The 21,201-nt window shown below is 65.8% G+C and carries 20 protein-coding genes; 12 read left to right on the plus strand and 8 right to left on the minus strand.

Annotation, left to right across the window (positions count from 1 at the left end; all coding sequences use genetic code 11):
• The first annotated feature begins 1 nt into the window (after position 1).
• Positions 2-631 carry an FMN-binding negative transcriptional regulator gene (locus tag NFC73_RS05010; protein WP_254748122.1) on the plus strand — a complete coding sequence of 210 codons (630 nt, stop codon included), beginning with the start codon at positions 2-4 and terminating at the stop codon, positions 629-631.
• Positions 632-695: 64 nt separating this feature from the next.
• Here the strand turns inward: NFC73_RS05010 and mmuM are convergent, their stop codons facing one another.
• On the minus strand, positions 696-1,670 hold the full coding sequence (gene mmuM, locus NFC73_RS05015; RefSeq protein WP_254748124.1) for a homocysteine S-methyltransferase: 975 nt from the start codon (positions 1,668-1,670) through the stop codon (positions 696-698).
• Positions 1,671-1,799: 129 nt separating this feature from the next.
• Here mmuM and NFC73_RS05020 point away from each other — a divergent pair, with 129 nt between their 5' ends.
• Entirely contained in the window at positions 1,800-2,615 is an 816-nt protein-coding gene (locus tag NFC73_RS05020) for an IclR family transcriptional regulator (RefSeq protein WP_254748126.1), read from the plus strand.
• On the opposite strand, the gene NFC73_RS05025 is transcribed toward NFC73_RS05020, so the two are convergent.
• The 3 genes from NFC73_RS05025 to NFC73_RS05035 all read right to left on the minus strand — a co-directional run bounded on the left by NFC73_RS05025 (position 2,612) and on the right by NFC73_RS05035 (position 5,938).
• On the minus strand, positions 2,612-3,379 hold the full coding sequence (locus NFC73_RS05025; protein WP_254748128.1) for an IclR family transcriptional regulator: 768 nt from the start codon (positions 3,377-3,379) through the stop codon (positions 2,612-2,614). The two genes, NFC73_RS05020 and NFC73_RS05025, sit on opposite strands and share 4 nt — an antisense overlap.
• A gap of 95 nt (positions 3,380-3,474) precedes the next feature.
• Entirely contained in the window at positions 3,475-4,926 is a 1,452-nt protein-coding gene (locus NFC73_RS05030) for an amino acid permease (protein WP_372494575.1), read from the minus strand.
• A 193-nt stretch (positions 4,927-5,119) separates the two neighbouring features.
• Positions 5,120-5,938, minus strand: coding sequence for an SDR family NAD(P)-dependent oxidoreductase (locus NFC73_RS05035; RefSeq protein WP_254748130.1), 819 nt, complete (start codon positions 5,936-5,938; stop codon positions 5,120-5,122).
• A gap of 139 nt (positions 5,939-6,077) precedes the next feature.
• Here NFC73_RS05035 and NFC73_RS05040 point away from each other — a divergent pair, with 139 nt between their 5' ends.
• Positions 6,078-6,455 (plus strand): TfoX/Sxy family protein, encoded by a 378-nt coding sequence (locus NFC73_RS05040; protein ID WP_254748132.1) that lies wholly within the window; start codon positions 6,078-6,080, stop codon positions 6,453-6,455.
• Positions 6,456-6,549: 94 nt separating this feature from the next.
• Here NFC73_RS05040 and NFC73_RS05045 read toward each other — a convergent pair whose 3' ends face one another.
• Together NFC73_RS05045 and NFC73_RS05050 are read right to left on the minus strand one after the other, a co-directional pair.
• Positions 6,550-7,953 carry a GntP family permease gene (locus NFC73_RS05045; RefSeq protein ID WP_254748134.1) on the minus strand — a complete coding sequence of 468 codons (1,404 nt, stop codon included), beginning with the start codon at positions 7,951-7,953 and terminating at the stop codon, positions 6,550-6,552.
• A 78-nt stretch (positions 7,954-8,031) separates the two neighbouring features.
• A complete protein-coding gene (locus tag NFC73_RS05050; protein ID WP_254748136.1) occupies positions 8,032-8,595 on the minus strand; it encodes a gluconokinase in 564 nt (187 codons plus the stop codon).
• Between the two features lie 191 nt (positions 8,596-8,786).
• Here NFC73_RS05050 and NFC73_RS05055 point away from each other — a divergent pair, with 191 nt between their 5' ends.
• Both NFC73_RS05055 and ctaD read left to right on the plus strand, forming a co-directional pair.
• The gene (locus NFC73_RS05055; RefSeq protein ID WP_254748138.1) at positions 8,787-9,521 is read left to right on the plus strand and encodes a FadR/GntR family transcriptional regulator; all 735 of its coding nucleotides are present in this window, start codon (positions 8,787-8,789) and stop codon (positions 9,519-9,521) included.
• A gap of 118 nt (positions 9,522-9,639) precedes the next feature.
• The gene (gene ctaD, locus NFC73_RS05060; RefSeq protein ID WP_254748140.1) at positions 9,640-11,370 is read left to right on the plus strand and encodes an aa3-type cytochrome oxidase subunit I; all 1,731 of its coding nucleotides are present in this window, start codon (positions 9,640-9,642) and stop codon (positions 11,368-11,370) included.
• 27 nt (positions 11,371-11,397) lie between these two features.
• Here the strand turns inward: ctaD and NFC73_RS05065 are convergent, their stop codons facing one another.
• Positions 11,398-12,096, minus strand: a complete 699-nt coding sequence (locus NFC73_RS05065; RefSeq protein WP_254748142.1) for a hypothetical protein — start codon at positions 12,094-12,096, stop codon at positions 11,398-11,400.
• 193 nt (positions 12,097-12,289) lie between these two features.
• A complete protein-coding gene (locus tag NFC73_RS05070; RefSeq protein ID WP_024365339.1) occupies positions 12,290-12,493 on the minus strand; it encodes a cold-shock protein in 204 nt (67 codons plus the stop codon).
• A gap of 316 nt (positions 12,494-12,809) precedes the next feature.
• Here NFC73_RS05070 and NFC73_RS05075 point away from each other — a divergent pair, with 316 nt between their 5' ends.
• The 7 genes from NFC73_RS05075 (at position 12,810) to NFC73_RS05105 (ending at position 21,152) form a co-directional block, all read left to right on the plus strand.
• Entirely contained in the window at positions 12,810-13,619 is an 810-nt protein-coding gene (locus NFC73_RS05075) for an alpha/beta hydrolase (RefSeq protein WP_254748144.1), read from the plus strand.
• Positions 13,620-13,667: 48 nt separating this feature from the next.
• The gene (locus NFC73_RS05080) at positions 13,668-13,934 is read left to right on the plus strand and encodes a type II toxin-antitoxin system Phd/YefM family antitoxin (RefSeq protein WP_254748146.1); all 267 of its coding nucleotides are present in this window, start codon (positions 13,668-13,670) and stop codon (positions 13,932-13,934) included.
• Positions 13,931-14,323 carry a type II toxin-antitoxin system VapC family toxin gene (locus NFC73_RS05085; RefSeq protein WP_254748148.1) on the plus strand — a complete coding sequence of 131 codons (393 nt, stop codon included), beginning with the start codon at positions 13,931-13,933 and terminating at the stop codon, positions 14,321-14,323. Before NFC73_RS05080 ends, NFC73_RS05085 begins: the two co-directional genes overlap by 4 nt.
• Before the next feature lie 62 nt (positions 14,324-14,385).
• Positions 14,386-15,828: a DUF3375 domain-containing protein gene (locus tag NFC73_RS05090; protein WP_254748150.1), complete on the plus strand. Its 1,443-nt coding sequence runs from the start codon at positions 14,386-14,388 to the stop codon at positions 15,826-15,828.
• On the plus strand, positions 15,825-16,448 hold the full coding sequence (locus NFC73_RS05095) for a DUF4194 domain-containing protein (protein WP_254748152.1): 624 nt from the start codon (positions 15,825-15,827) through the stop codon (positions 16,446-16,448). The genes NFC73_RS05090 and NFC73_RS05095 overlap by 4 nt, the downstream gene beginning before the upstream one ends.
• Entirely contained in the window at positions 16,445-19,870 is a 3,426-nt protein-coding gene (locus tag NFC73_RS05100) for an ATP-binding protein (protein WP_254748154.1), read from the plus strand. The genes NFC73_RS05095 and NFC73_RS05100 overlap by 4 nt, the downstream gene beginning before the upstream one ends.
• A complete protein-coding gene (locus tag NFC73_RS05105) occupies positions 19,860-21,152 on the plus strand; it encodes a Wadjet anti-phage system protein JetD domain-containing protein (protein WP_254748156.1) in 1,293 nt (430 codons plus the stop codon). The genes NFC73_RS05100 and NFC73_RS05105 overlap by 11 nt, the downstream gene beginning before the upstream one ends.
• Positions 21,153-21,201 lie beyond the last annotated feature (49 nt).

A 21,201-nucleotide genomic window follows, 5' to 3' on the forward strand; every position in this document is an offset into this window, starting at 1 on the left:
CATGTACACGCCAGCCCATTTTGAAGCCGGCCCTGACGCCGTCCAGGAACTGCTGACCAGGCCGGGCGCAGCGAACCTGGTCACCATAACGTCCGGAGGCCTGCTCGCCACGCTGCTGCCGTTTGTCTACGACCCCTCGGTGGGCGAACACGGTGCCCTGCACACGCACGTCGCCAGGAACAACGCCCAGTGGTCCGAACCGGCCATTGGGGAATCCCTCATGATCGTCCAGGGCGCGGACGCCTACATTTCGCCGTCCTGGTATGCGTCGAAAGCTGAGCACGGCCGCGTTGTGCCCACGTGGAACTACTCGACGGCGCACGTGTACGGCCGTCTCGTCATCCACGACGACCCTGCCTGGATCGCCAGCCAGGTCAGGCGGCTGACCAACGTCAATGAAGCCGGTTTTGACCACCCGTGGAGCGTGGACGACGCGCCGGAGCGCTACATCTCGGGCCAGCTGCGCGCCATTGTGGGCCTCGAACTGGTCATCGCCAGAATCGAGGCGAAGACCAAGCTGAGCCAGAACCGGTCCGCGGCGGACGTCGACGGCGTCGTGGCCGGGCTCAGCGCCCGCGGCGCGACAGAAAGCGCCGCCGACGTCGAACGGGCACGGCCGGTCCGCGCCTAAGTCCCGGCCCAACTAGGTCGCAGCAGATGTCGTTATGAGCACTCATAACGACATCTGCTGCGACCTAGTTGGGTGGGAGCTGGGCAGGTTGGGTGGCAGCGAGGGCGGCAACTTCCCGGGGCGTAGTGCGGCAGCAGCCTCCGATGATGCGGGCACCAAGGTCCCGCCAGGTACCGGATTCGGCCGCCAGGCCACCGGGCCGGGCCTTGACGGTTTCAGCGGCACCCTCTGGGGAGGTTGCCCACGTCTTGGTGGCGGCGTCGTAACTTTCGCCGGAGTTCGGATACGTGACCAGCGGCTTGGAACCTGTCTGGCCGAGGGCTATCAGGGCGGCCGGGACCACATGCAGCGGTACACAGTTCACGCCCACTGCCACCACTCGGGGCACGGACCCGCAGAGCTCCGCTACCGCAGCCAACGGAGTGCCGTCGCTGATGTGCGCACCGTCCCGCAGCGAGAAGGAGAACCAGGATTCGACGTCGAACTCCCCGGTCAGTGCCAGCAGCGCCTCTGCTTCGGCAAAGGACGGCAGCGTCTCGCAGGCCAGGAAGTCGGCTCCGGCCTCCACCAGGGCCGCGATGCGGGGGCGGTGGAAATCCCTGAAGGCCTCGGCGTCCAGGACATAGTCCCCGCGGTACTCCGAGCCGTCGGCGAGATAAGCGCCATACGGGCCCACCGAACCGGCGATCAGCAGTGGCCCGGCCTGCGGATGCAAGGCAAGGTGTTCGCGCCGGGCGTCGTCCGCCAGCCGGACCGAGAGCCTGACCAGGTCCAGTGCCGCGTCCTCGGAAAGCCCACGCCGGGCGAACCCCAGCGGGGTGGCCTGGTAGCTTGCGGTGGTGGCCACGTTGGCGCCGGCCTCGAAGTAGTCCCGGTGCACCTCGCGGATCAGCTGCGGCTGCTCCAACAGGACCTTGGCCGACCACAACGGGTCATCCAGGCTGCAGCCGCGCGCCTCAAGTTCGGTGGCGAGGGCGCCGTCCGCGATCAGGTGCGCTCCGGCATCAAGCAGGCGGGACAGCGTGGTGTTGCGTGGCATGGCAGGAACTCCGGAAGTCGATGGCTGGACGGCGCGCCGTCTGTTCATCATAGGCAATTTGAAATGCATTTAACGAGCGTGGCGAACTATGACAGGCACGGATCCGGCAGCCCCACTAGACTCTGGCCTATGTCGAAAACCTCCAGCATGGGCCGCGGCATGCTGGCAATCCTGGCCCTGGGTGCGCGGCATGAGGCCGGACTTCCGGGCGGGACGGTGGCGGGGATCGCCGCGGACCTGGGCAAGGACCGCAGCCAGGTGTCCCGGAACCTCCGCACCGGTGAGCAGGAGGGTTTCCTCGGCCGGACCGGCGAGCGCAGGTACACCCTGGACTGGTCCATCCTGACCGACGCCCAGCAATTGACGGCGCAGAGGCTGCACTCAGACGGCGCCGTGGCGCTGGACCGGCTGGCCCGCGACACCGACGAAGGGTGCTTCCTGGGCGTGCTGCACGGAGAGAGCACCGTGACCATCGGCGAAAGCGTTCCCGCCAGCAGCAACCTGGTGGGCTCATGGCTGGGCAGGCCCTACCCGGCGTACTGCAGCGACGCCGGCCAGGCTGTGCTGTGGGAGTCGTCGGAAGACGAAGTGCGGACCGTTTTCGCCCACGTGGACTTTGTGCGCCACGGTCCCAATACCCCGTACGACGTCGGCGATTTCCTCGTGCGGCTGGCTGCGGCGCGCGTGCGGGGTTACTCCGTGGTGGATCAGGAAGCGGAACCGGGGCTTTATTCGCTGGCTGTTCCCGTCCGGGATTTTAAAGGGGACGTGGCGGCGGCGCTGCAGATCGTGGGCACCAGGGCCCGCCTGGAGCCGCGCCGGGCCGAGTGCGCGGCGGCCCTGTTGGAGCAGGGACGTTGGCTTGAAGCCAAGCTTGGCCACCAGCCCGCGGATAGCCCCCATTCCCAGGAAATCAACCAGCCCCGGGAAAGCAACAAGGACTAGCCGGCGGCGGCGAGGGAGCCGAGTCGGTCCGCGGCGCCGCGCAGGACAGCGGCAATGCCCGCGGTGTCATCGCTCACTTCGGCCCGGCGTCCCAGCACACTGAGTGCGGCCAGGATGTTGCCGCCGGCGTCACGGACCGGCACGGCGAGTTCAACGATGTCATGCTCAAATTCCCCGTCGGAGGTGATGTAGCCCCGCGCCACGTCGCGGGCCAGCAGGCCCCAGAGCTCGTCGATGGAATGCGCGGCACCGGGGCCGCCCACGCCGATGAAGTTCACATCGCGCAGCAGCAGCTCCAGGGCAGGTAGGTCGTGGTCCCAGAGCAGGGCCCTGCCGGCGCCGGTGCACCAGACCGGAGTCACCATGCCGGGCGCAACGAAGCCGCCCAGGCCTGCGTCGTTGCTGGAGGCGCGCAGCAGGATGGCCCGGTAGCCGTCCCGGACGGAGAGCCTGGCCCGCAACCCCAGGGCGGAAACCAGTGACTCAAGTTCTGGCTTGGCTTCGCGGACCCAGCCGGTGTTCAGCGAGGCGGCAAGGCTGAAGAACCGCGGCCCGGTCCGGAACGGTCCCCGGTCCACCCGCTCCAGCAGGCCCAGATCGCACAGTTCCTGCGTCAGGCGTGAGACGCGGCTCTGGTCCATGCCCAGCTCCGCGGACAGCTGGGAGACGCCCAGCAACTGCCGCCCGCGTTTCTCCCGGTCAACCACCAGCCGGACAATGCGGAGCCCCTGTGCCAGCGATGACGCTTCAGCGGACGAATCCACGCTTATCGCCCCTCCCGGCCAGTGATTAGGACTTATTCTTCCACGGCGGCAATCTTCCACGGCGCCGCGGACGGTTGCGCAGGTGACCGGGCTGGTTACTGGGCTGCCGCCGTCGGACGTTTGCGGCCGTGCCGGAAGTGGAAGTAGGCGTAGCAGGCGGCAACAAAAGGGATGCCGAAGTAGAGTGCGGCCACCTGGTTGGGGTCCAGGGCGATGCCCACCAGCGAGATGACGCACAGGGTGAACGCCAGGATGGGCACCAGGGGGAACAGCGGGGCCCTGTAGGCAAGGGCGCCCACGTCTCCGCCGTTCCGCACGAAGGCGCGCCGGTGGAAGAAGTGCGCGGCGGTGATGGACATCCACACGCCCACCACGGCGAATCCGGCCACGGACACCAGCACCAGGTACACCGTTTCCGGGGCCACCACGCTGCTGATGAGGGACGCGATGCCGCCCACCATGCTCACCGACAGCGCGATCAGCGGGATGCCGCGGCGGGTGAGGCGCCGGAAGGCCTGGGGCGCGTGGCCCTCGTCGGCCAGCGAGTAGAGCATCCTGGCGCAGGAGAACAGGCCGCTGTTTCCGGCGGACAGGAGGGCCGTGATGATGACGAAGTTCATGATGTCGGCCGCGAACGGGATTCCGATGGCGGAGAAGACAGTGACGAACGGGCTCTCGTCCAGCCCCACTTCGCCATACGGGATGGTGGCCGCGATGACGGTGATGGCCCCGACGAAGAAGATCAAGAGGCGGATCACTGTGGTTCGCATGGCTTTGGGGATGCTGGTGGCGGGGTCCTTGGTTTCGCCCGCTGCCACGCCGATCAGCTCGGACCCGGAGAAGGCGTAGAAGACGGCGAGCACGGTGACCAATACGCCGGTGAAGCCGTTGGGGAACAGCCCGCCGTCCGTGTTGAAGTTCTCGAAGAGGAAGGGGTGGCTGCCGCCGTCGCTGAGCGGACGGAAGCCGAACAACGCGGCGCCGCCGAGGACGATCAGGCCGATAATGGCGCCCACCTTGATAAGGGCGAACCAGAATTCGGACTCGCCGAAGAACCTGGCGGACACGGCGTTGAAGCCGAAGAGCACGGCCGCGAAAATCAGGCACCAGATCCACACGTCAACGTCCGGGAACCAGCGCTGCATCAGCAGCCCGGACGCGGTGAATTCGGAGCCGATGGCCACAGCCCAGCAGAGCCAGTACAGCCATGCGGTGGCGAATCCGGTGGCGGGCCCGATGGAGCGGGCGGCATAGATGTGGAAGGCGCCGGACACCGGATAGGCGATGGCCAACTCGCCCAGGCATGCCATCACCAGGTACACCATAAACGCGCCCACCAGGTAGGCGAGCACCGCGCCCAGCGGACCTGCCTGGGAAATGGTGTAGCCCGAACTGAGGAACAGGCCGGAACCGATAACGCCGCCCATGGCGATCATCACCAGGTGCCTGGTGCCCATGGATCTGCGGAGTCCGGGTTGGGTCGGCGCACGCCCGGCGGGCTTCAAGTCCAGTGTCGCGTCGAGCGTCAGGGGTGAGGGGGTTTCCACGGGCGTCTCCAGGAGGGATGGTCAACAGGTGTGCGGCGGCCGGGCGCACTCCCCTGTCCCGTCCCGGGTACCGAAGATCTGCACGTCAACAGAGAGAAATTAGCACAATCACCGAATTACGCTCGTCAAAATCATGCGAACTTGTTCATATTGCACGCTTGTTACCCCGAGTGACCCGCCACCGGCTGGAGACTCAGCGCGCGACGAGCGCCTCGCTGGCCTCCCACAGACCCTGCGCCAGCTCGGCGTCGTACGCCTGGGCGTTGGCCTTGGCGAGGGCGCGCTTGGCGTAGTAGGCGCCGGAGATCCAGTCGGTGCCGGCGGTGCCGTTGCTGAGCCAGAGCAGGGTGTCGGCGCCCTGGTCCGGGGTGAGCATAAAGCGGTTGAGGAGCGTCTTGTAGGCGTGCCGCATGGGGCTGGTGGACTCTGCCGCGAAGTTGGTGCGGACCACGCCGGGGTGGAACGCCGCCGTCGTGATTCCCTGCTCGCCGAAGCGGCGGTGCAGCTCGGAGGTGAAGAGGATGTTGGCGAGTTTGGCGGTGCCGTAGGCGCGGTTGGTGGAGTAGGTGTGCTCCGACTTGAGGTCGAAGAGGTCCATTTTGCCGAAGCCGTTGGCCGCGCTGGCGGTGTTGATGACCTTGGCGTTGCTGGCGGTGAGGACGTCCATCAGCTCGGTGGTGAGCAGGAACGGCGCCAGGTGGTTGATCTGGAAGGTGGACTCGTTGCCGTCCACGGTGAGCTGGTGCTTTCCCATGATGCCGCCGGCGTTGTTGGCCAGGACGTCGATCCGGTCGTAGTCGTCCTTCAGCTGCGCGGCGAGCGTGCGGACCTGGTCCAGTTCGGCGAAGTCGCTGACGAAGTAGTCGGCGTTGAGTTCCTTCGCGATGGCCTGCGTCTTCTCCTCGGAACGGCCGACGACGACCACCCGGTCGCCTGCCTGGGTCAGCGTCCGCGCGGCTGCCGCGCCGATGCCGTCGCTGGCGCCGGTGATCACAATGGTGCGTTGGGTCAAGGGGTGTCCTTCGGTTGGGTGGAACCTGGGAGGTGAGTGCGGACTCCTGCCAGCCTATCGGTACGGCAATTCTGTCCCCGGCGCGCCGGCGGGCATAAGCTGCACAAGGAATCACACCGCAACCCTGGGAGAGAGCGACATGGAGATGGCCAAAGCGTCCGACGAAGCCAAGGAGCGCTTCCGCTCAGTAGTGCCGGACAGCCCCGAGGTGGTGGTCAAGCCGATGTTCGGCAACCTGGGCGCCTTCGTCAACGGCAACATGTTCGCCGGACTGTTCGGCTCCACGATCGGCGTGAAGCTCTCCGACGCAGACCGGCAGGTGCTCGAAAGCACCGAGCGGACGGTCCCGTTCGGCCCGGCGGAGCGGCCCATGGGCGGCTACACCGGGCTGCCGGAGGTGTGGAACGCCGAGGGTGAGGGCGATGACGCACGGGCAGGCGCCTGGGTGGAGAAGGCCTTCGAGTACGTCGCGGGGCTCCCGCCGAAAGCGCCCAAGGCAGCCAAACCAAGCAAGTAGCGGCGCACCGGGAGTACGACGACGGCGGGGTGCCCGGAATTTCCCTGGACACCCCGCCGTCGTGCTTCAGTCAGCCGTGGCTGGAGTCAGATCGCTAACCCGCCACCCCGGCGAGCAGGAAGAGGACCGCCGCGATGGCGAAGCCCATCACGCCGATGAGAGTCTCCATCACGGTCCAGGTCCGCAGGGTGGTCTTGACGTCCATGCCGAAGAAGCGGCCCACCAGCCAGAAGCCGGAGTCGTTGACGTGGGAGACCACCACGGAGCCGGCTGCCACGGCGATGACCAGGGCGGCGACCTGCATGCCGGTCAGGCCGGCGGTGGCCACGGCCGGGGCGATGAGTCCAGCGGTGGTGGTCAGGGCCACGGTGGCGGAACCCTGGGCGATACGCAGGATGGCGGAGATCAGGAAGCCTGCCAGGATCAGCGGGATGCCCAGGTTGCCCAGGACGTCGGCAAGTGCCGCGCCGATGCCGGAGGAGCGGAGCACGCCGCCGAACATGCCGCCGGCGCCGGTGATCAGGATGACCGAACAGACCGGGCCCAGCGAGGATTCGAGCAGCTTCTCGATGGCGCCGGCGTCCTTGCCGCGGCGGGTGCCCAGGACAAACACGGCCACCAGGACGGCGATCAGCAGGGCCACCGGCGTTTCACCGATGGTGCGCAGCACCTGGAACCACTGCTCGCCCTTGACCTCTTCGGACAGCGCTCCGGACGAGGCCAGGGTGTTCAGGCCGGTGTTGATGAAGATCAGGACGAGCGGCAGGAGCAGCAGGCCGATGATGGTGCGGAAGCGCGGCGGGTGGGACTCGGCCTCGGCGCTGGCGTGGCCCAGGATTTCAGGCACCGGCAGGACCAGCTTCTTGCCGGTCCACAGTCCGAAGAGGTAGGCGGTGACGTACCAGGTGGGGATGGCGGTGATGAGGCCGGCGATCAGGACCAGGCCGATGTTGGCGTCAAAGAAGGCGGCAGCGGAGACCGGGCCCGGGTGCGGCGGCAGGAAGATGTGCATCACGGAGAACGCACCGGCGGCGGGGAGGCCGTAGCGCAGCACTCCGCCGCCCAGGCGGTGGGCCACGGCGAAGACGACGGGCAGCATAACCACCAGGCCGGCGTCGAAGAAGATGGGGAAGCCGAAGATCAGGGACGCGAGGCCCAGGGCGAAGGGGGCACGCTTTTCGCCGAACACGCCGATCAGGTAGTCGGCCAGCACCTTGGCGCCGCCGCTGGTCTCCACGATGCGGCCGAGCATGGCGCCCAGGCCCACGAGGAGCGCCACGGTGCCCAGGGTGGTCCCGAACCCGTTGATCAGCACAGGCACCACCTGGTTGGCGGGGATTCCGGTGGCGAATGCGGTCGCGAGGCTGATCACGATCAGGGCGACGAGCGCGTGCATCCGCAGCTTGATGATCAGGAACAGCAACGCGACGATCGATGCCGCGGCGATGAGCAGCAGGGGGCCTGCGCCCAGCGTCTGGGTCCATCCTTCGATGACCATGGTTCTCCTTTGAAACAGAAACTAATGAAATATTGGGGAAAATTTGACGGGCTCAGCGGGCTCGCTGAGCAGCCGGGATCAGCTGGCGCTCGGCTCCAGGTGGGCGCTCGGCATCGCCTGGGCGGGAAGTTTGAGGCCAGCCAGCACGGCGGCGACGATCTCCTCCGGGGAATTGGAGATGTCCAGGCGGAGGCTGCCGGCGGCAAGTTCGTTGCCGGTCAGCGGTTCCAGGGTGGCCAGCTGGCTGGGCAGGAGCGTGGACGGCATGAAGTGGCCTTCGCGGCCCTGCATGCGCTGGCCGATCAGGTCGGCGCCGCCGTCGAGGTGGATGAACAGGACCCGGCCCTGCGCGCCGGAGAGCAGTTGACGGTAGCTCTGCTTGAGCGCGGAGCAGGTCAGCACGGTACTCGTCCCCGCTGCGGCCTGGGCGGTCATCCAGTCCTGGATTTCCTGCAGCCAGGGCCAGCGGTCCCCATCCTGGAGGGGAATGCCCTGGGTCATCTTGTCGATGTTGGACTGCGGGTGGAACAGGTCCGCTTCGGCACAGGCCCAGCCAAGCTGCTGGGAAAGCGCTGCCGCAGTGGTGGACTTGCCGGAACCGGCAACGCCCATCACCACCAGGTGCGTGGCTGGATACTGCATGTTTTACCTCCGAAGAAGACGCCGTTGGCTAAATGAAGAAAGCTCGTTGCGCATCTCACAGGGAACTGCGCCGGAAAATAAGGTATCACCAATTACAGCCACAGATACTATCTTTTGGTGTCACAAGTCATACCTTTGGGTCTTTCTGGGTACGATTGGAAGGCGCGCAGGCGCAGAGGAAGGCAGGACTGATGTCGACGGCGACACAACCGGACGCGGATGACGCGCACGACGGCGGGGCCTCCCCCGCCATGCACGAACGCGTTCTCGAGGCGGTTGGCATTGCCATCGCGGCAGGGAGCCTTCCTCCAGGAAGCCGGCTGACCCTTGAGGGCCTCCAGCAGGAGTACGGCATTTCCCGCACCGTTGCGCGGGACACCATGAAGGTCCTGGAATCCATGAACCTCGTGTATTCGCGCCGGCGCGTGGGCATCGTGGTCCAGGAGCGCAGGCTGTGGAACGTCTTTGATCCCAAGCTGGTGCGCTGGCGCCTGGGCTCTGACCGGCGCGAAATTCAGTACAGCAGCCTCACAGAGTTGCGCATCGCCGTCGAGCCTATTGCTGCTGCCGGTGCTGCCCGCCGGGCGAGCGCCGCGGAACGGGCCAGGCTGGTTGCCCTGGCTGCAGAGCTGCGGCGGCTGGGCGAAGCCGGAGAACTTGAGGCGTTCCTGGCGGTGGACATCGAGTTCCACTGCCTGCTGCTCCAAAGCTGCGGCAATGAGATGTTCACAGCGTTGGAAGGCATGGTGGCGGAGGTGCTCACCAGCCGGACCCAGCAGGGGCTGATGCCCTTCAAACCGCGGGCCGAAGCGTTGCAGGCCCACGAGGATGTTGCGGCGGCGGTGGCCCGCGGCGACGCGGTGGCGGCGGAAACCGCCGTCCACCACATCCTGGATGAGGTCCGGAACGCGATGGGCCTGCACTGACTCTTTCGGGATGCCGCGTTAGTGAGTAGCCTGCAATTAGGGGCTCAGGCAAAGGGCCCATAGCTGTCATGCAGAAGTATCTGTGAGGTGGAAAATGGCCATCACCGGACATTCACGAATGGGGACCGCGCCTTCCGCTGCTCCCCCTGTCGTGCCGCGGCGCAAAGGCTCCATGGTGGTCGGCTGGCTCACCTCCACCGACCACAAAGTCATCGGGTACCTGTACCTGATCGCCTCGTTTGTGTTCTTCCTGATGGCTGGAGTTATGGCCCTGCTGATCCGGGCCGAGCTCTTCGAACCCGGCATGCAGGTCCTGCAGACAAAGGAGCAGTACAACCAGCTCTTCACGATGCACGGCACCATGATGCTGCTGATGTTCGCCACACCGCTGTTCGCCGGCTTCACCAACTTCATCATGCCCCTGCAGATCGGCGCCCCCGACGTCGCGTTCCCGCGGCTGAACGCCCTGGCCTTCTGGTTCTTCCTCTTCGGATCCACCATCGCCGTCGCGGGCTTTATCACCCCGCAGGGTGCGGCATCGTTCGGCTGGTTCGCCTACGCGCCGCTGAACAACACCACCTTCACCCCCGGCGTGGGCGGTGACCTGTGGGTCTTCGGCCTGGCGCTGTCCGGCTTCGGCACCATCCTGGGCGCGGTCAACTTCATCACCACCATCATCTGCATGCGCGCCCCGGGCCTGACCATGTGGCGGATGCCCATCTTCACCTGGAACGCCCTGGTGACGTCCATCCTGGTGATCATGGCCTTCCCGCCGCTGGCCGCGGCACTGTTCGCCCTCGGTGCCGACCGCAAGTTCGGTGCCCACATCTATGATCCGGAAAACGGCGGTGCAGTACTTTGGCAGCACCTGTTCTGGTTCTTCGGGCACCCCGAGGTGTACATCATCGCGCTGCCGTTCTTCGGCATCGTCTCCGAGATCTTCCCGGTCTTCAGCCGCAAACCGATCTTCGGCTACAAGGGCCTGGTCTACGCCACCATCGCCATCGCCGCCCTGTCCATGACCGTGTGGGCACACCACATGTACGTGACCGGTTCGGTGCTGCTGCCGTTCTTCGCCTTTATGACCATGCTCATCGCAGTACCTACCGGTGTGAAGTTCTTCAACTGGATCGGCACCATGTGGCGGGGATCCCTGACGTTCGAGGCCCCCATGCTGTGGAGCCTCGGCTTCCTCATCACGTTCCTCTTCGGTGGCCTGACCGGGATCATCCTGGCTTCGCCGCCGCTGGACTTCCACGTCTCTGATTCCTACTTCGTGGTGGCGCACTTCCACTACGTGGTGTTCGGCACCGTGGTGTTCGCGATGTTCGCAGGCTTCTACTTCTGGTGGCCAAAATTCACCGGCAGGATGCTCAACGAACGCCTCGGAAAGATCCACTTCTGGATGCTGTTCCTGGGCTTCCACGGGACCTTCCTGATCCAGCACTGGCTCGGGGTCAAGGGCATGCCCCGCCGCTACGCGGACTACCTGGTGGAGGACAACTTCGCTTGGATGAACCAGTTCTCCACCGTCTCGTCGTACCTTCTGGGCGCGTCGACGATTCCGTTCTTCTGGAACGTCTACATCACGTGGCGCAGCAGGGAGCGCGTTGAGGTGGATGACCCGTGGGGCTTCGGCGCCTCGCTCGAATGGGCCACAAGCTGCCCGCCTCCGCGCCACAATTTCATGTCGCTGCCCCGGATCCGGTCGGAGCGGCCCGCCCTGGACCTCCACCATCCGGAACTCGCACAGCATGTACATGACACCTCCCACAGCCCTGCCGCGGCCGCTCTGGGTGCCGCGGATATCGGCGAAAAGGACGTACGCAATCCGAACCCGGACGAGTGACCGGGGATGACTGCGGCCGGGGATCCGTCATGGTGCAGGCTCAACTGGCCCAACGGACTCAACTGACTCAACCGCATAGGGTTTGGTGGCCGACCGCCGCAGCGGATGACGCAGGCGCACCTGGTACGGACCGTTCCGGAACGTGGCGCGGGGGTCCAACTGGACCAGCACGAGCGGTTCGTCGCTGGCGGAGTCCAGCCGCACCACCATACCGTCGCGCCGGCCGTCCACCCACAGCGGGGTGGCCGGCTCCACAGCGGTTTCCTTAAAACGTTCCCGATACTCCTGCCCTGCGGCCAGGAAGAGTATCCCATGGGCCAGCCCGATGACTTTCAGCGGGACCACGGCATCCGGCGGTGGGGGTTCGGGGGTGGGCCGGGTTTGCTGGTGGTATTCCTGCGCGGCTGACGCCCCGGCTGCCTTCGGATGCCGGTTGCATTCCGCGCACCGGGTCCGCTCCCCCACAGCGGCCAAGAGGGTCACTAGAAGTCTTCTGGGGGCATGGTCCCAACTGTCGGCCACCACCGGACACCACACCGTGTGATACACCGTCCCGTATTTGATCACATAGACCTGGTCATCGCCCAGTACCGGCACCCCCTTCCGGCGGGCGGCGGGCTCCACCGGCTTGAGCTCGCCGAGGCCCCTGGTCTCTGCCTGGGCGGGGCGGCGGCCGTTGACGTACTTGCGGATGAGCGGACTGAGTTGACGTTTAGGTATTGGCACGACGTGCGGGCCTCTCTGTGCAGAAGGATGGACTCGATCACCCCCTGCTTGCCCACTGACTATCCTGCGGGAGTTTCTCGCAAGTTGCCAGCCGGGCGCTTTGAAGCACATCCGGGTTAACAAAAGCAGGGCCGGTCATTAGACCGGCCCTGCTTTGAAAATGAAACCCTAAGGCCCCAGAATCTCTAAAGAATTAGAGTGCCTGGATGTTGACGGCCTGGGGACCCTTGGGGCCCTGCTCGGTTTCGAAGGAAACCTTCTGGTTCTCTTCGAGTGAGCGGAAGCCGGAAGAGGCGATCGCGGAGTAGTGAGCGAAAACGTCCTGTGAGGAGTCATCGGGGGAAATGAAGCCGAAGCCCTTTTCAGCGTTAAACCATTTGACGGTACCAGTAGCCATTATTTTTGTCCTTCGTGAAGGTGGAGGAAAAGTCCCGACTTTCGGGTCCTCCGGTGTGGGGTGTTCAAAACCGCTACTTCAGAAAGACGCGGACTTTCGACCGCGCGTACTGCCTGAACTACCAACTGCATAAACACAACAACAGGATCAACAGTACAGGAGATTTTCCGAACCATTTACCACCGGCCAACGAGACGGGTGGTTGAGCCTCCAAAATCCGGTGGTTGAGCCTGGGCCCACGACAGCAGGGTTCCCTGGCCGAGCTTGCGAGGTTAGGGAACTGGTGGGGAGCGACACCCAGGCGTACCGTTCTCCCATGGGACCAATTCGGGCCATCCTCCTACCGGGCGCTGTACTCCCCGCCCAGGCCGCCTTCGGCGGACTCATCGCAGCCCTCGGTCCGGATGTCCAGGCAATCGCCAAGGATCTCGAGCTCTACGCGGACGATGGGCCGCCGGCGGACTGGAGCCTGGACACAGAGATCGACGGCGTGCTGCGCGAAGCCGATACCCGCGCATGGAAGACGTTCCACCTGGCGGGCTATTCAGGTGGCGGCGCGGCGGCGCTGGCCTTCGCTGCCAAACATCCTGGCAGGCTGCTGAGCCTGGCGCTGCTGGAACCTGCCTGGGCCGGGAACTGGGACTGGAGCCCTGCGTACGCGGAGCTCCGGAAAAAGTATGAGCAGCTGGAGACACTCCCGCCGGAACAGTTCATGTCCGCCTTCATGAGGCTGGGAGTTAAGCCCGACGTCGTCCTTCCGCCGCCGCCGGATCCCCCGCCGCCGTGGATGGCCAACCGGCCGGCGGGTATCAGGGCGTTCCTGCGGACCTACAAAAGCTATGACCTGGAGAGGGCGCGCTTGGCTGCCTTTCGCCAGCCCGTCTACTTCGCCTTGGGCGGCCTGAGCAATCCCCACGACTACGGCGATATCGCCAGCCGGCTGTCCAGGGTCTTCTTCCCGGACTTCCACCTGGAAGTGTTCCCCAAGCGCCACCATTTCGATCCGCCGCACCGGATCGAGCCGGAGCGGCTGGCTGAATTGCTCCGGCGGCACTGGGAGCAGGCAGAAGCCGGCACGGTGGTTGAGCCTGTCGAAACCGAACCTCTCGAAACCCGCGGTGGCTGATCCTTACCCTCGGACACACAGGTTGCTACGATTGCTACGGAGGTAACCATGACGACCATCCCACACCGGGAACTGCGTAACCACAGCAGCAAAATCCTGGAGCGCGTTAAGAACGGCGAAACCATCGACGTCACGAACAACGGCGAAATAGCCGCTACATTGATCCCGCCGTCGGCCTCACCCTTTGAGCGGCTGCTGCTGGCGGGCCAGGTCCGCCCAGCCGCCAACGGTCCGGTCGATTTCCAGACGCTGCCGCGCGTCCCGTCAGAAACCGGCACTGCTGAGATCCTGGCTGACCTCCGCGGGGACCGGTGATCATCTACCTGGATACATCGGCTGTCCTCAAGCTGGTGGTCGAAGAGCCAGAGTCTTCCGCGGCCGCCCACTACCTCTCAACCGCGGCAGCCCAGGGCCACCCGCTCGTGGCTTCGATGCTCCTCTATACGGAAATTCATTGCGCGGCCCATCGCCGCGGATTTCCCGGCGAGATCGTCAATACGGTCCTCGGCGCCATCAACCTGGTCGATCTTGCCCGTTCGGACCTTATGTACGCGGCGGCCCTGCCCGGCAAGCTCCGAAGCGCCGATGCGATCCATCTGGCCGCAGCCATCCGGCTGCAGTCCGACGTAATGGTGGCGTATGACGCCGGGCTCCTGACTGCCGCCGTAGAGGCAGGCCTGAACGTCCTGTCCCCCGGCGGTTGAGGTTCGATCACTGTCACTGCCCCGTGTAGCTTAGGAATAACAGCACCCTGCATGAGGACGCCATGGATTTCTACGCCATCAACGCACTGCGTGAGAATCACGCAGGGTGGTCCCTGCTCCGCGCACAGAACGCCCCGTTGGCCGTCAGCTTCTTCATGAAGGCCTTCACCGGACCCAACCAACGGGACATCGGCCGGCAGGAGCTCATTGACCACCTCGATGATGTCCTGTTCGGTCTCCGTGAAGTCTTCGGCGAGGACAAGTACCCCCGCCCCGCCGGTGAGTACCTGGATGAGTGGGCGGCCCCGGAACGGGCCTGGCTGCGGAAATACTACGTCCCGGGCCAGGACGAGCCGCGCTACGATCTCACGGCCTCCGCCGAGGACGTGGTCCGCTGGGTGGAGAGCCTGAGCGGGCGGGACTTCGTGGCCACCCAGTCCAGGCTGACCAGCATCTTCGCCGTGCTTAAAGCCCTGGTCCAGCAGTCCGAAACCGATCCGGAGGTCAGGCTCGCCGAGCTCCAGCGGCAGCGGGACGGAATCGACGCCGAGATGCAGCGGATCAAGGACGGCAACATCCGCGTGATGACAGCACCCGAAGCCCTGGACCACTTCCAGCAGCTGACCACCCTGGCCAAGGACCTGCTCTCCGATTTCCGTGAGGTGGAGCAGAACTTCCGGAAGCTTGACCGGCAGGTCCGTGAACAGATCGCCACGTGGGACGGCACCCAGGGCGAACTGCTGGCCTCCATCTTCGCCAACCAGCAGGACATCAGCGGTTCCCTCCAGGGCCGCACGTTCCAGGGCTTCTGGGACTACCTGATGTCCCCGCAGCTGCGCACAGAACTGCGGGACCTGCTGCAGCGGGCCACGCAGATCGACGCCCTCGCCAAACTCGACAACCTGCACGCGGTGACCAACCTGCACCAGGACTGGCTGCCCGCCGTCGAGCAGACCCAGGCAACAGTCCGCCAGCTCTCCCAGCAGATGCGCCGGCTACTGGACGACAAAGTATTCCTGGAGAACAAGCGCATCATGCAGCTGGTCAGGAGCATCGAATCCGGCGCGCTGGGCACCCGGGAGGTGCCGCCGTCGGGCGTTTTTATGGAGATCGCGGCGCAGTCCGTCGACGTCGCGCTCCCGTTCGAACGGCCGCTGTATGAGCCGAGCCGGCGGATCATGGTGGACGACGTCGTGGTGGCGGCCAACGATGCAGAAGTGGATGCCGGCGCCCTCTTCAGCCAGTTCCATGTGGACACGGAGCGGCTGAAGTCCAATATCGACGACGTCCTGGCCGGCGCCGAGCAGGCCACTCTTGGCGACGTAGCGGCCGCGCACCCTCTGTCGCAGGGACTGGCGGAGATCGTGGCCTATTACCAGCTCGCCACCGAATCGGACTGGGCCTCCATCAACCCGGACGAGTCACAGCAATTGTCCTGGCAGCTCCCGGATGGCAGCATCCGGGAGGCCACCGTCGAACAGATCATCTTCGTGAGGCCGGCATGACCACCACAGACGCAGCTGAAACACACACGCCTGAGGAACTTCCCGGCGTCGTCACCAAGCTCTTCAAAGGCGTGGTCTATGCCGAGACGGACGAGAAGATCTGGCAGTCGCTGCTGGGCCTGTCCTCCCATGTCCGCGACTACGTGGCCGTTCTGGGCCTTGACCTGATCCTGGACGAGTCCGAGGGCTACGCGTTCCTGAAATCCCGCGAGGATCCGGACGGCACGCTGCCGCGGCTGATCCCCCGGCGCCCCCTCACGTTCAACGTCAGCCTCCTCCTGGCGCTGCTCCGCGGCCGGATGCTCGAATTCGACACCAACAGCAGCGAACTGCGCCTCATCATGACCGAGCAGGACATCGCGGACATGGTGGCCGTCTTCCTGCCCGAATCCAGCAATGAGGCGCGGATCCTGGACCAGCTCGGCACCAACATCAAGAAGGTGGTTGAGCTGGGCTTCCTGCGGAAACTGCGCGGCCAGGCGGGCACCTATGAGGTGGCCAGGATCCTGAAGGCCTACGTGGATGCCCAGTGGCTGGAGGAGTTCGAGGCGCGGCTGGCCGACTACCGCGCCTCGCTCAGCGGAGCCGTCACCGGCAGTAAGGAAGAGGACCGCACATGACCACCGAGACGGCCACCGCTGTTAAAGGCGGGACAGACGAGCAGGAGATGCTGTTCAGCCTGGATGAAAAAGCGGACGACGCCGGCACTCCCCCCGGCTTCCGGCTGCACCGTCTGGAGCTGCTCAACTGGGGCACGTTCCACCAGGAGGTACGGACATTCCGGCTGGACGGTTCGAACAGCCTGCTGACCGGCGACATCGGCTCCGGGAAGTCGACAGTGGTGGATGCGATCACTACCCTGCTGCTTCCGGCCAACAGGATCGAATACAACAAGGCCGCGGGTGCGCAGAAGAAGGAACGCACCCTGATGTCGTATGTGCGGGGCTTCCACAAGAGCACCCGGAGCGCCGGCGGCGAGTACTCCAAGCCCGTGGCGCTGCGCGGGACCGGCAAGCTCACCGTGGTCCTGGGCGTCTTCCATAACGCCGTCCTGGGCAAATCCATCACCCTGGCCATCACCCTCTGGGCCACGCAGGAGGCCGGCCAGCCCAACCGCTTCTACTCGCTGGTGGAGGGCGAGCAGTCCATCGCCGGGGACTTTGCCAACTTCGGCCAGGACCCCGCGAAGCTGAAGAAGCAGCTCCGGGCCGCGGGTGCGTCCCTCCATGAAACGTTCGAGCCGTATGCGGCGGCGTTCAAGCGGCAGTTCGGCATCAGCGGAAACCAGGCCATGGAGCTGTTCCACCGCACGGTGTCCATGAAGCAGGTGGAGAACATCACCAACTTCGTGCGCACCAACATGCTCGAGGAAGACGACGTCGAGGCCCGGATCGGCAACCTCATCCACCACTTCGACGACCTGAAGAAGGCCCATGACGCCGTCCTCCGGGCCAAGGACCAGATCGCCCTGCTCACCCCCATCACCGAGGGCGCCGCCCAGCACACCGCCCTGAGCCGGGACGATGAATTCGCCCGCCAACAGCGGGACCAGCTGCATCCCTGGTTCACGGACCGGAAACTGCAGCTGAGCATCGAACACCAGACGGAACTGCAGAACACCGGCCTCCGGCTGCAGGAGGACAGCGGCAAACTGGCCACCGAAATCACTCAGCTCCGCCTGGACCTGGCCGCTGTGAAGGAAGATATCCGCGGCAACGGCGGCGGCCGGCTGGCCGCCATCGAGGCGGAGGCCGCGCGGCTGGGCGAGGAGTCCCGGGCGCAGCGGGTTCGCTTCGAAAAGTATGCCGAAGCCGCGGCAGAGCTCGGTCTTCAGGCCCCGGCGGACCGCGTCCAGTTCGACGCCAACCGGGCCCGGCTCGCCGACGTCGAAAAGGACCTCGCCGCCACAGCCAACGAAGTGCAGGACACCCGCACCGAACTGACCATGACACGCACGGTACTCACCGGCCGCGCCAGCGACATCGCCGCGGAGCTGACCAGCCTGCAGGCGCGTCCCAACCTGCTGCCGCGCCCCCAGGTGGAGCTCCGCCGTCGGCTGTGCGACGGTACCGGCATCCAGGAATCAGAGCTGCCGTACGCCGGTGAGCTGCTGCGCGTCCGCGACGGCGAAGCGGCGTGGGAAGGCGCCGCCGAACGCACGCTGCGCGGCTTTGCCCTGTCGCTGCTGGTGCCGTCGGAGCACTACGCGGCGGTAAGCGGCTGGGTGGACGGCAACAACCTGCGCGGCCGGCTGGTGTACCTCAAGGTCGGCGAAACGTACACGCCGAAGCCGGCCGAGGCGGGCACGCTGGCGGCGAAGATCGCCATCAAGCAGGGGACGCCGTTCCGCAATTTCCTGCTCGATGAGCTCAGCAGCCGCTTCGACTATTTCTGCTGCGACACCCTGGAGGACTTCCGCCGCCGTTCCAAGGCCCTGACATCCAACGGCCAGCTCAAGGGCGGCCGCGGCCGGCACGAGAAGGATGACCGGCAGGAGCTCTCGGACCGCCGGAACTACGTCCTGGGCTGGGACAACCTGGACAAGATCAGCCGTTTCCGGGCCGAGCAGGACGAGGTCCAGGGCCAGCTCAGCGTGGTGGCCGGCCAGCTGTCCCGGGTCAACGATTCCCTGGGCGCCATCGGGCGGCAGAACCAGCAGCTGGGCATCATCGGGGCGGTGTCGGACTTCGCCGAGCTCAGCTGGCAGCTCACCGCACGCCGCATCGAGGAGCTCAAGGCGGAGAAGGCCCAGCTGGAGTCCACCAGCGATGTGCTGCGGCAGCTGACGGCGAAGGAAGCCGAGCTCACCGGAAAACTGGATCGCCTGCAGGTGCGGGCCGATGATGTCCAGCGGCGGATCGGCTCCAACGAGGGCGCGGCCAAGGACATCGTGGAGGCGATCGAGGACTGCCGCGACGTCCTGCGGGAGACCCCTTTGACGGACGACGGCGGCGTGCTGGCCGCCGTCGCAAGGCTCGCCGCCGCGGAACTCGCCGGCAAACCGCTCACCTACAAAAACACGGGCACCGTGGAAAGTGCCGCCCGGTCCGGGCTGACCGACCGCATCGACGCACTGTCCAGGCAGATCGCCCGGGCCGCCGAGAAGACCGTCCGGCTCATGGCCGAGTTCCGGAACAAATACCCGAACGAAACCACGGAGATCGACGCCGCCCTGGAGTCCGCCGGCGAGTTCGGCAAGCTGCTGGAGCAGCTGGTCAGCAACGACCTCCCCCGCTTCGAGGCCCACTTCAAGGAATCCCTGAACCAGAACACCATCCACGAGGTGGTGGCGTTCAACGCGTTCCTGGACAGCCGCCGGCAGGACATCGTGAACCGCATCGGCGAAATCAACCTGTCCCTGGCCGGGATTGAGTACAACACCGGCCGGCACATCCAGCTGGAGCACCAGAACAGCACCGACCTCGACGTGCGGCAGTTCGGCCTGGACCTGCGGGCCTGTTCGGAAGGCACCATCGGCGACGATGACCAGTACTCCGAGCAGAAGTACCTGCAGGTGGCGCGCCTGATCGAGCGGTTCCGGGGCCGGGACGGCTACACCACCCTCGACGAGCGCTGGACCGCCAAGGTCACGGACGTCCGGAACTGGTTCACGTTCTCCGCCTCGGAAAAATGGACCGAAACCGGCGAGGAATTTGAACACTTCACGGATTCGGGCGGCAAGTCCGGCGGGCAGAAGGAGAAGCTCGCCTACACGATTCTTGCGGCCGCCCTGGCGTTCCAGTTCGGGCTGGCGTCCGGCAAGGATGCCGGTAAGAACGCCGGCAGTGGCCGCAGCTTCCGGTTCGTGGTCATTGATGAGGCGTTCGGCCGCGGCTCCGACGAGTCGGCCCGGTACGGGCTGGAGCTGTTCCAGCGGATGAAGCTGCAGCTGCTGATCGTCACTCCCCTGCAGAAGATCCATGTGATCGAGCCCTTTGTCTCCCATGTGGGGTTCGTAGCCAACACCAACGGCGACGATTCGCAGCTGCGGAACATGACCATCCAGGAGTACCGGGACGAGCGGGCCCGGCGTGCCGGGTGACCGGCTTTCGGCGTCCGCTCCCGGTAAGGCGCACGCGGGCCGGGCGCAGGGCTGGACCACACTGGCGGACCTGCGGGCGCAGTCGCTGAAGGCCTGGGGCAGCGGTGCGTTGCTCCGCGAGGCACTGGAACCCAGCGGGCTGTACCCCCGCCGTCGTCCGTTGAAACGTCCGACGGCGGCGACGCTCCGGACTGACTACGCCGCGGCGAGTGCGTGGGCGGCTGAGTTGTTCGCCGCCGTGGGTCCGTTCAGCCTGGAAACCGCAGAGGTGGGGCGCACCACGGTGGGGGCCAACCAGCTTCCGGCGGCGGCGGTCTTTGCCGCTGTGGAGGATGAGATCGCGTTTGCGGGTAAGGCGAAGGATGCAGCCCGGTTCGTGGAGCTTGCCGGGAGTCTGGCGTCGCTGGACTCCTTGTTCCGCGGCTGGGCGCTGAAGCGGCCGCTCAAGCTGTTGGAACTCGGGGCTGACGCGCTGACAGCGGCCCGGGTGGCCTTGTGGCTGGAGGACAATCCCGAGCCCGGCATTTATGTGCGGCAGCTGAGCCTTCCCGGTGTGCACACCAAGTTCATCGAGAACCACAGGGCGGTGATCAGCGAGCTGGCCATGGTGCTGCGGGCTGATTCCGCGCCCGCCGAGATTGAGCCAGACGGGGACTATCTTCCGGACTTTCCCGCGGAGCCCGGTTCGCTGCTGGGCCTAACGCCGGCCCGGACGCCGGCGGCGCGTTTTGCCGCGGGCCACGGCTTCCTGCATCCGCCGGAGCTGGTCAGGTTCCGCCTACTGGATCCTGCCGTGCCACTGCTGGGCAGGGCACGCGATCTGACCGTGACCGCTGAAGCCTTCAGTACGCTGAGCCTGCCGGTCACCAAAGTGCTGATCACGGAGAACCTCGTCAACTTCCTGGCCCTGCCCGACCGGCAGGACACGCTGGCTGTTTATGGCGGCGGTTATGGCTTCTCGTCGCTGCGCGATGCAGGGTGGCTGCGCGACCGCAAGGTCCTGTACTGGGGCGATCTGGACACCCACGGGTTCCGGATCCTGGACCAGCTGCGCGCGGTCCACCCGCACGTGGTGAGCGTGATGATGGACGAGGCCACGCTGCTGGACCACCGGGATGCATGGGTTACCGAGCCGTCGCCGTCGAAGGCTTCGCTTAGCCGGCTGACACCTGATGAGTCCGCACTGTACGAAGGACTCCGCAATGATGCCTTCGGGACGGCTGTCAGGCTGGAGCAGGAGCTGATCCGCTGGGACTGGGCGCTGGGCCGACTCGGCGGCTGAGCATCCCGAAACCGGTGACGCCCGGTGTTTGAGCCTGTCGAAACCCGAT

The organism is Pseudarthrobacter humi, assembly GCF_024294965.1.
Lineage (GTDB): Bacteria > Actinomycetota > Actinomycetes > Actinomycetales > Micrococcaceae > Arthrobacter > Arthrobacter humi.

Coding starts and splice junctions, on each gene's coding strand:
- NFC73_RS05010 (WP_254748122.1), top strand. CDS start 2: ATGTACACGCCAGCCCATTTTGAAGCCGGCCCTGACGCCGTCCAGGAA.
- mmuM (WP_254748124.1), bottom strand. CDS start 1,670: ATGCCACGCAACACCACGCTGTCCCGCCTGCTTGATGCCGGAGCGCAC.
- NFC73_RS05020 (WP_254748126.1), top strand. CDS start 1,800: ATGTCGAAAACCTCCAGCATGGGCCGCGGCATGCTGGCAATCCTGGCC.
- NFC73_RS05040 (WP_254748132.1), top strand. CDS start 6,078: ATGGAGATGGCCAAAGCGTCCGACGAAGCCAAGGAGCGCTTCCGCTCA.
- NFC73_RS05045 (WP_254748134.1), bottom strand. CDS start 7,953: ATGGTCATCGAAGGATGGACCCAGACGCTGGGCGCAGGCCCCCTGCTG.
- NFC73_RS05050 (WP_254748136.1), bottom strand. CDS start 8,595: ATGCAGTATCCAGCCACGCACCTGGTGGTGATGGGCGTTGCCGGTTCC.
- NFC73_RS05055 (WP_254748138.1), top strand. CDS start 8,787: ATGTCGACGGCGACACAACCGGACGCGGATGACGCGCACGACGGCGGG.
- ctaD (WP_254748140.1), top strand. CDS start 9,640: ATGGGGACCGCGCCTTCCGCTGCTCCCCCTGTCGTGCCGCGGCGCAAA.
- NFC73_RS05070 (WP_024365339.1), bottom strand. CDS start 12,493: ATGGCTACTGGTACCGTCAAATGGTTTAACGCTGAAAAGGGCTTCGGC.
- NFC73_RS05075 (WP_254748144.1), top strand. CDS start 12,810: ATGGGACCAATTCGGGCCATCCTCCTACCGGGCGCTGTACTCCCCGCC.
- NFC73_RS05080 (WP_254748146.1), top strand. CDS start 13,668: ATGACGACCATCCCACACCGGGAACTGCGTAACCACAGCAGCAAAATC.
- NFC73_RS05090 (WP_254748150.1), top strand. CDS start 14,386: ATGGATTTCTACGCCATCAACGCACTGCGTGAGAATCACGCAGGGTGG.
- NFC73_RS05095 (WP_254748152.1), top strand. CDS start 15,825: ATGACCACCACAGACGCAGCTGAAACACACACGCCTGAGGAACTTCCC.
- NFC73_RS05100 (WP_254748154.1), top strand. CDS start 16,445: ATGACCACCGAGACGGCCACCGCTGTTAAAGGCGGGACAGACGAGCAG.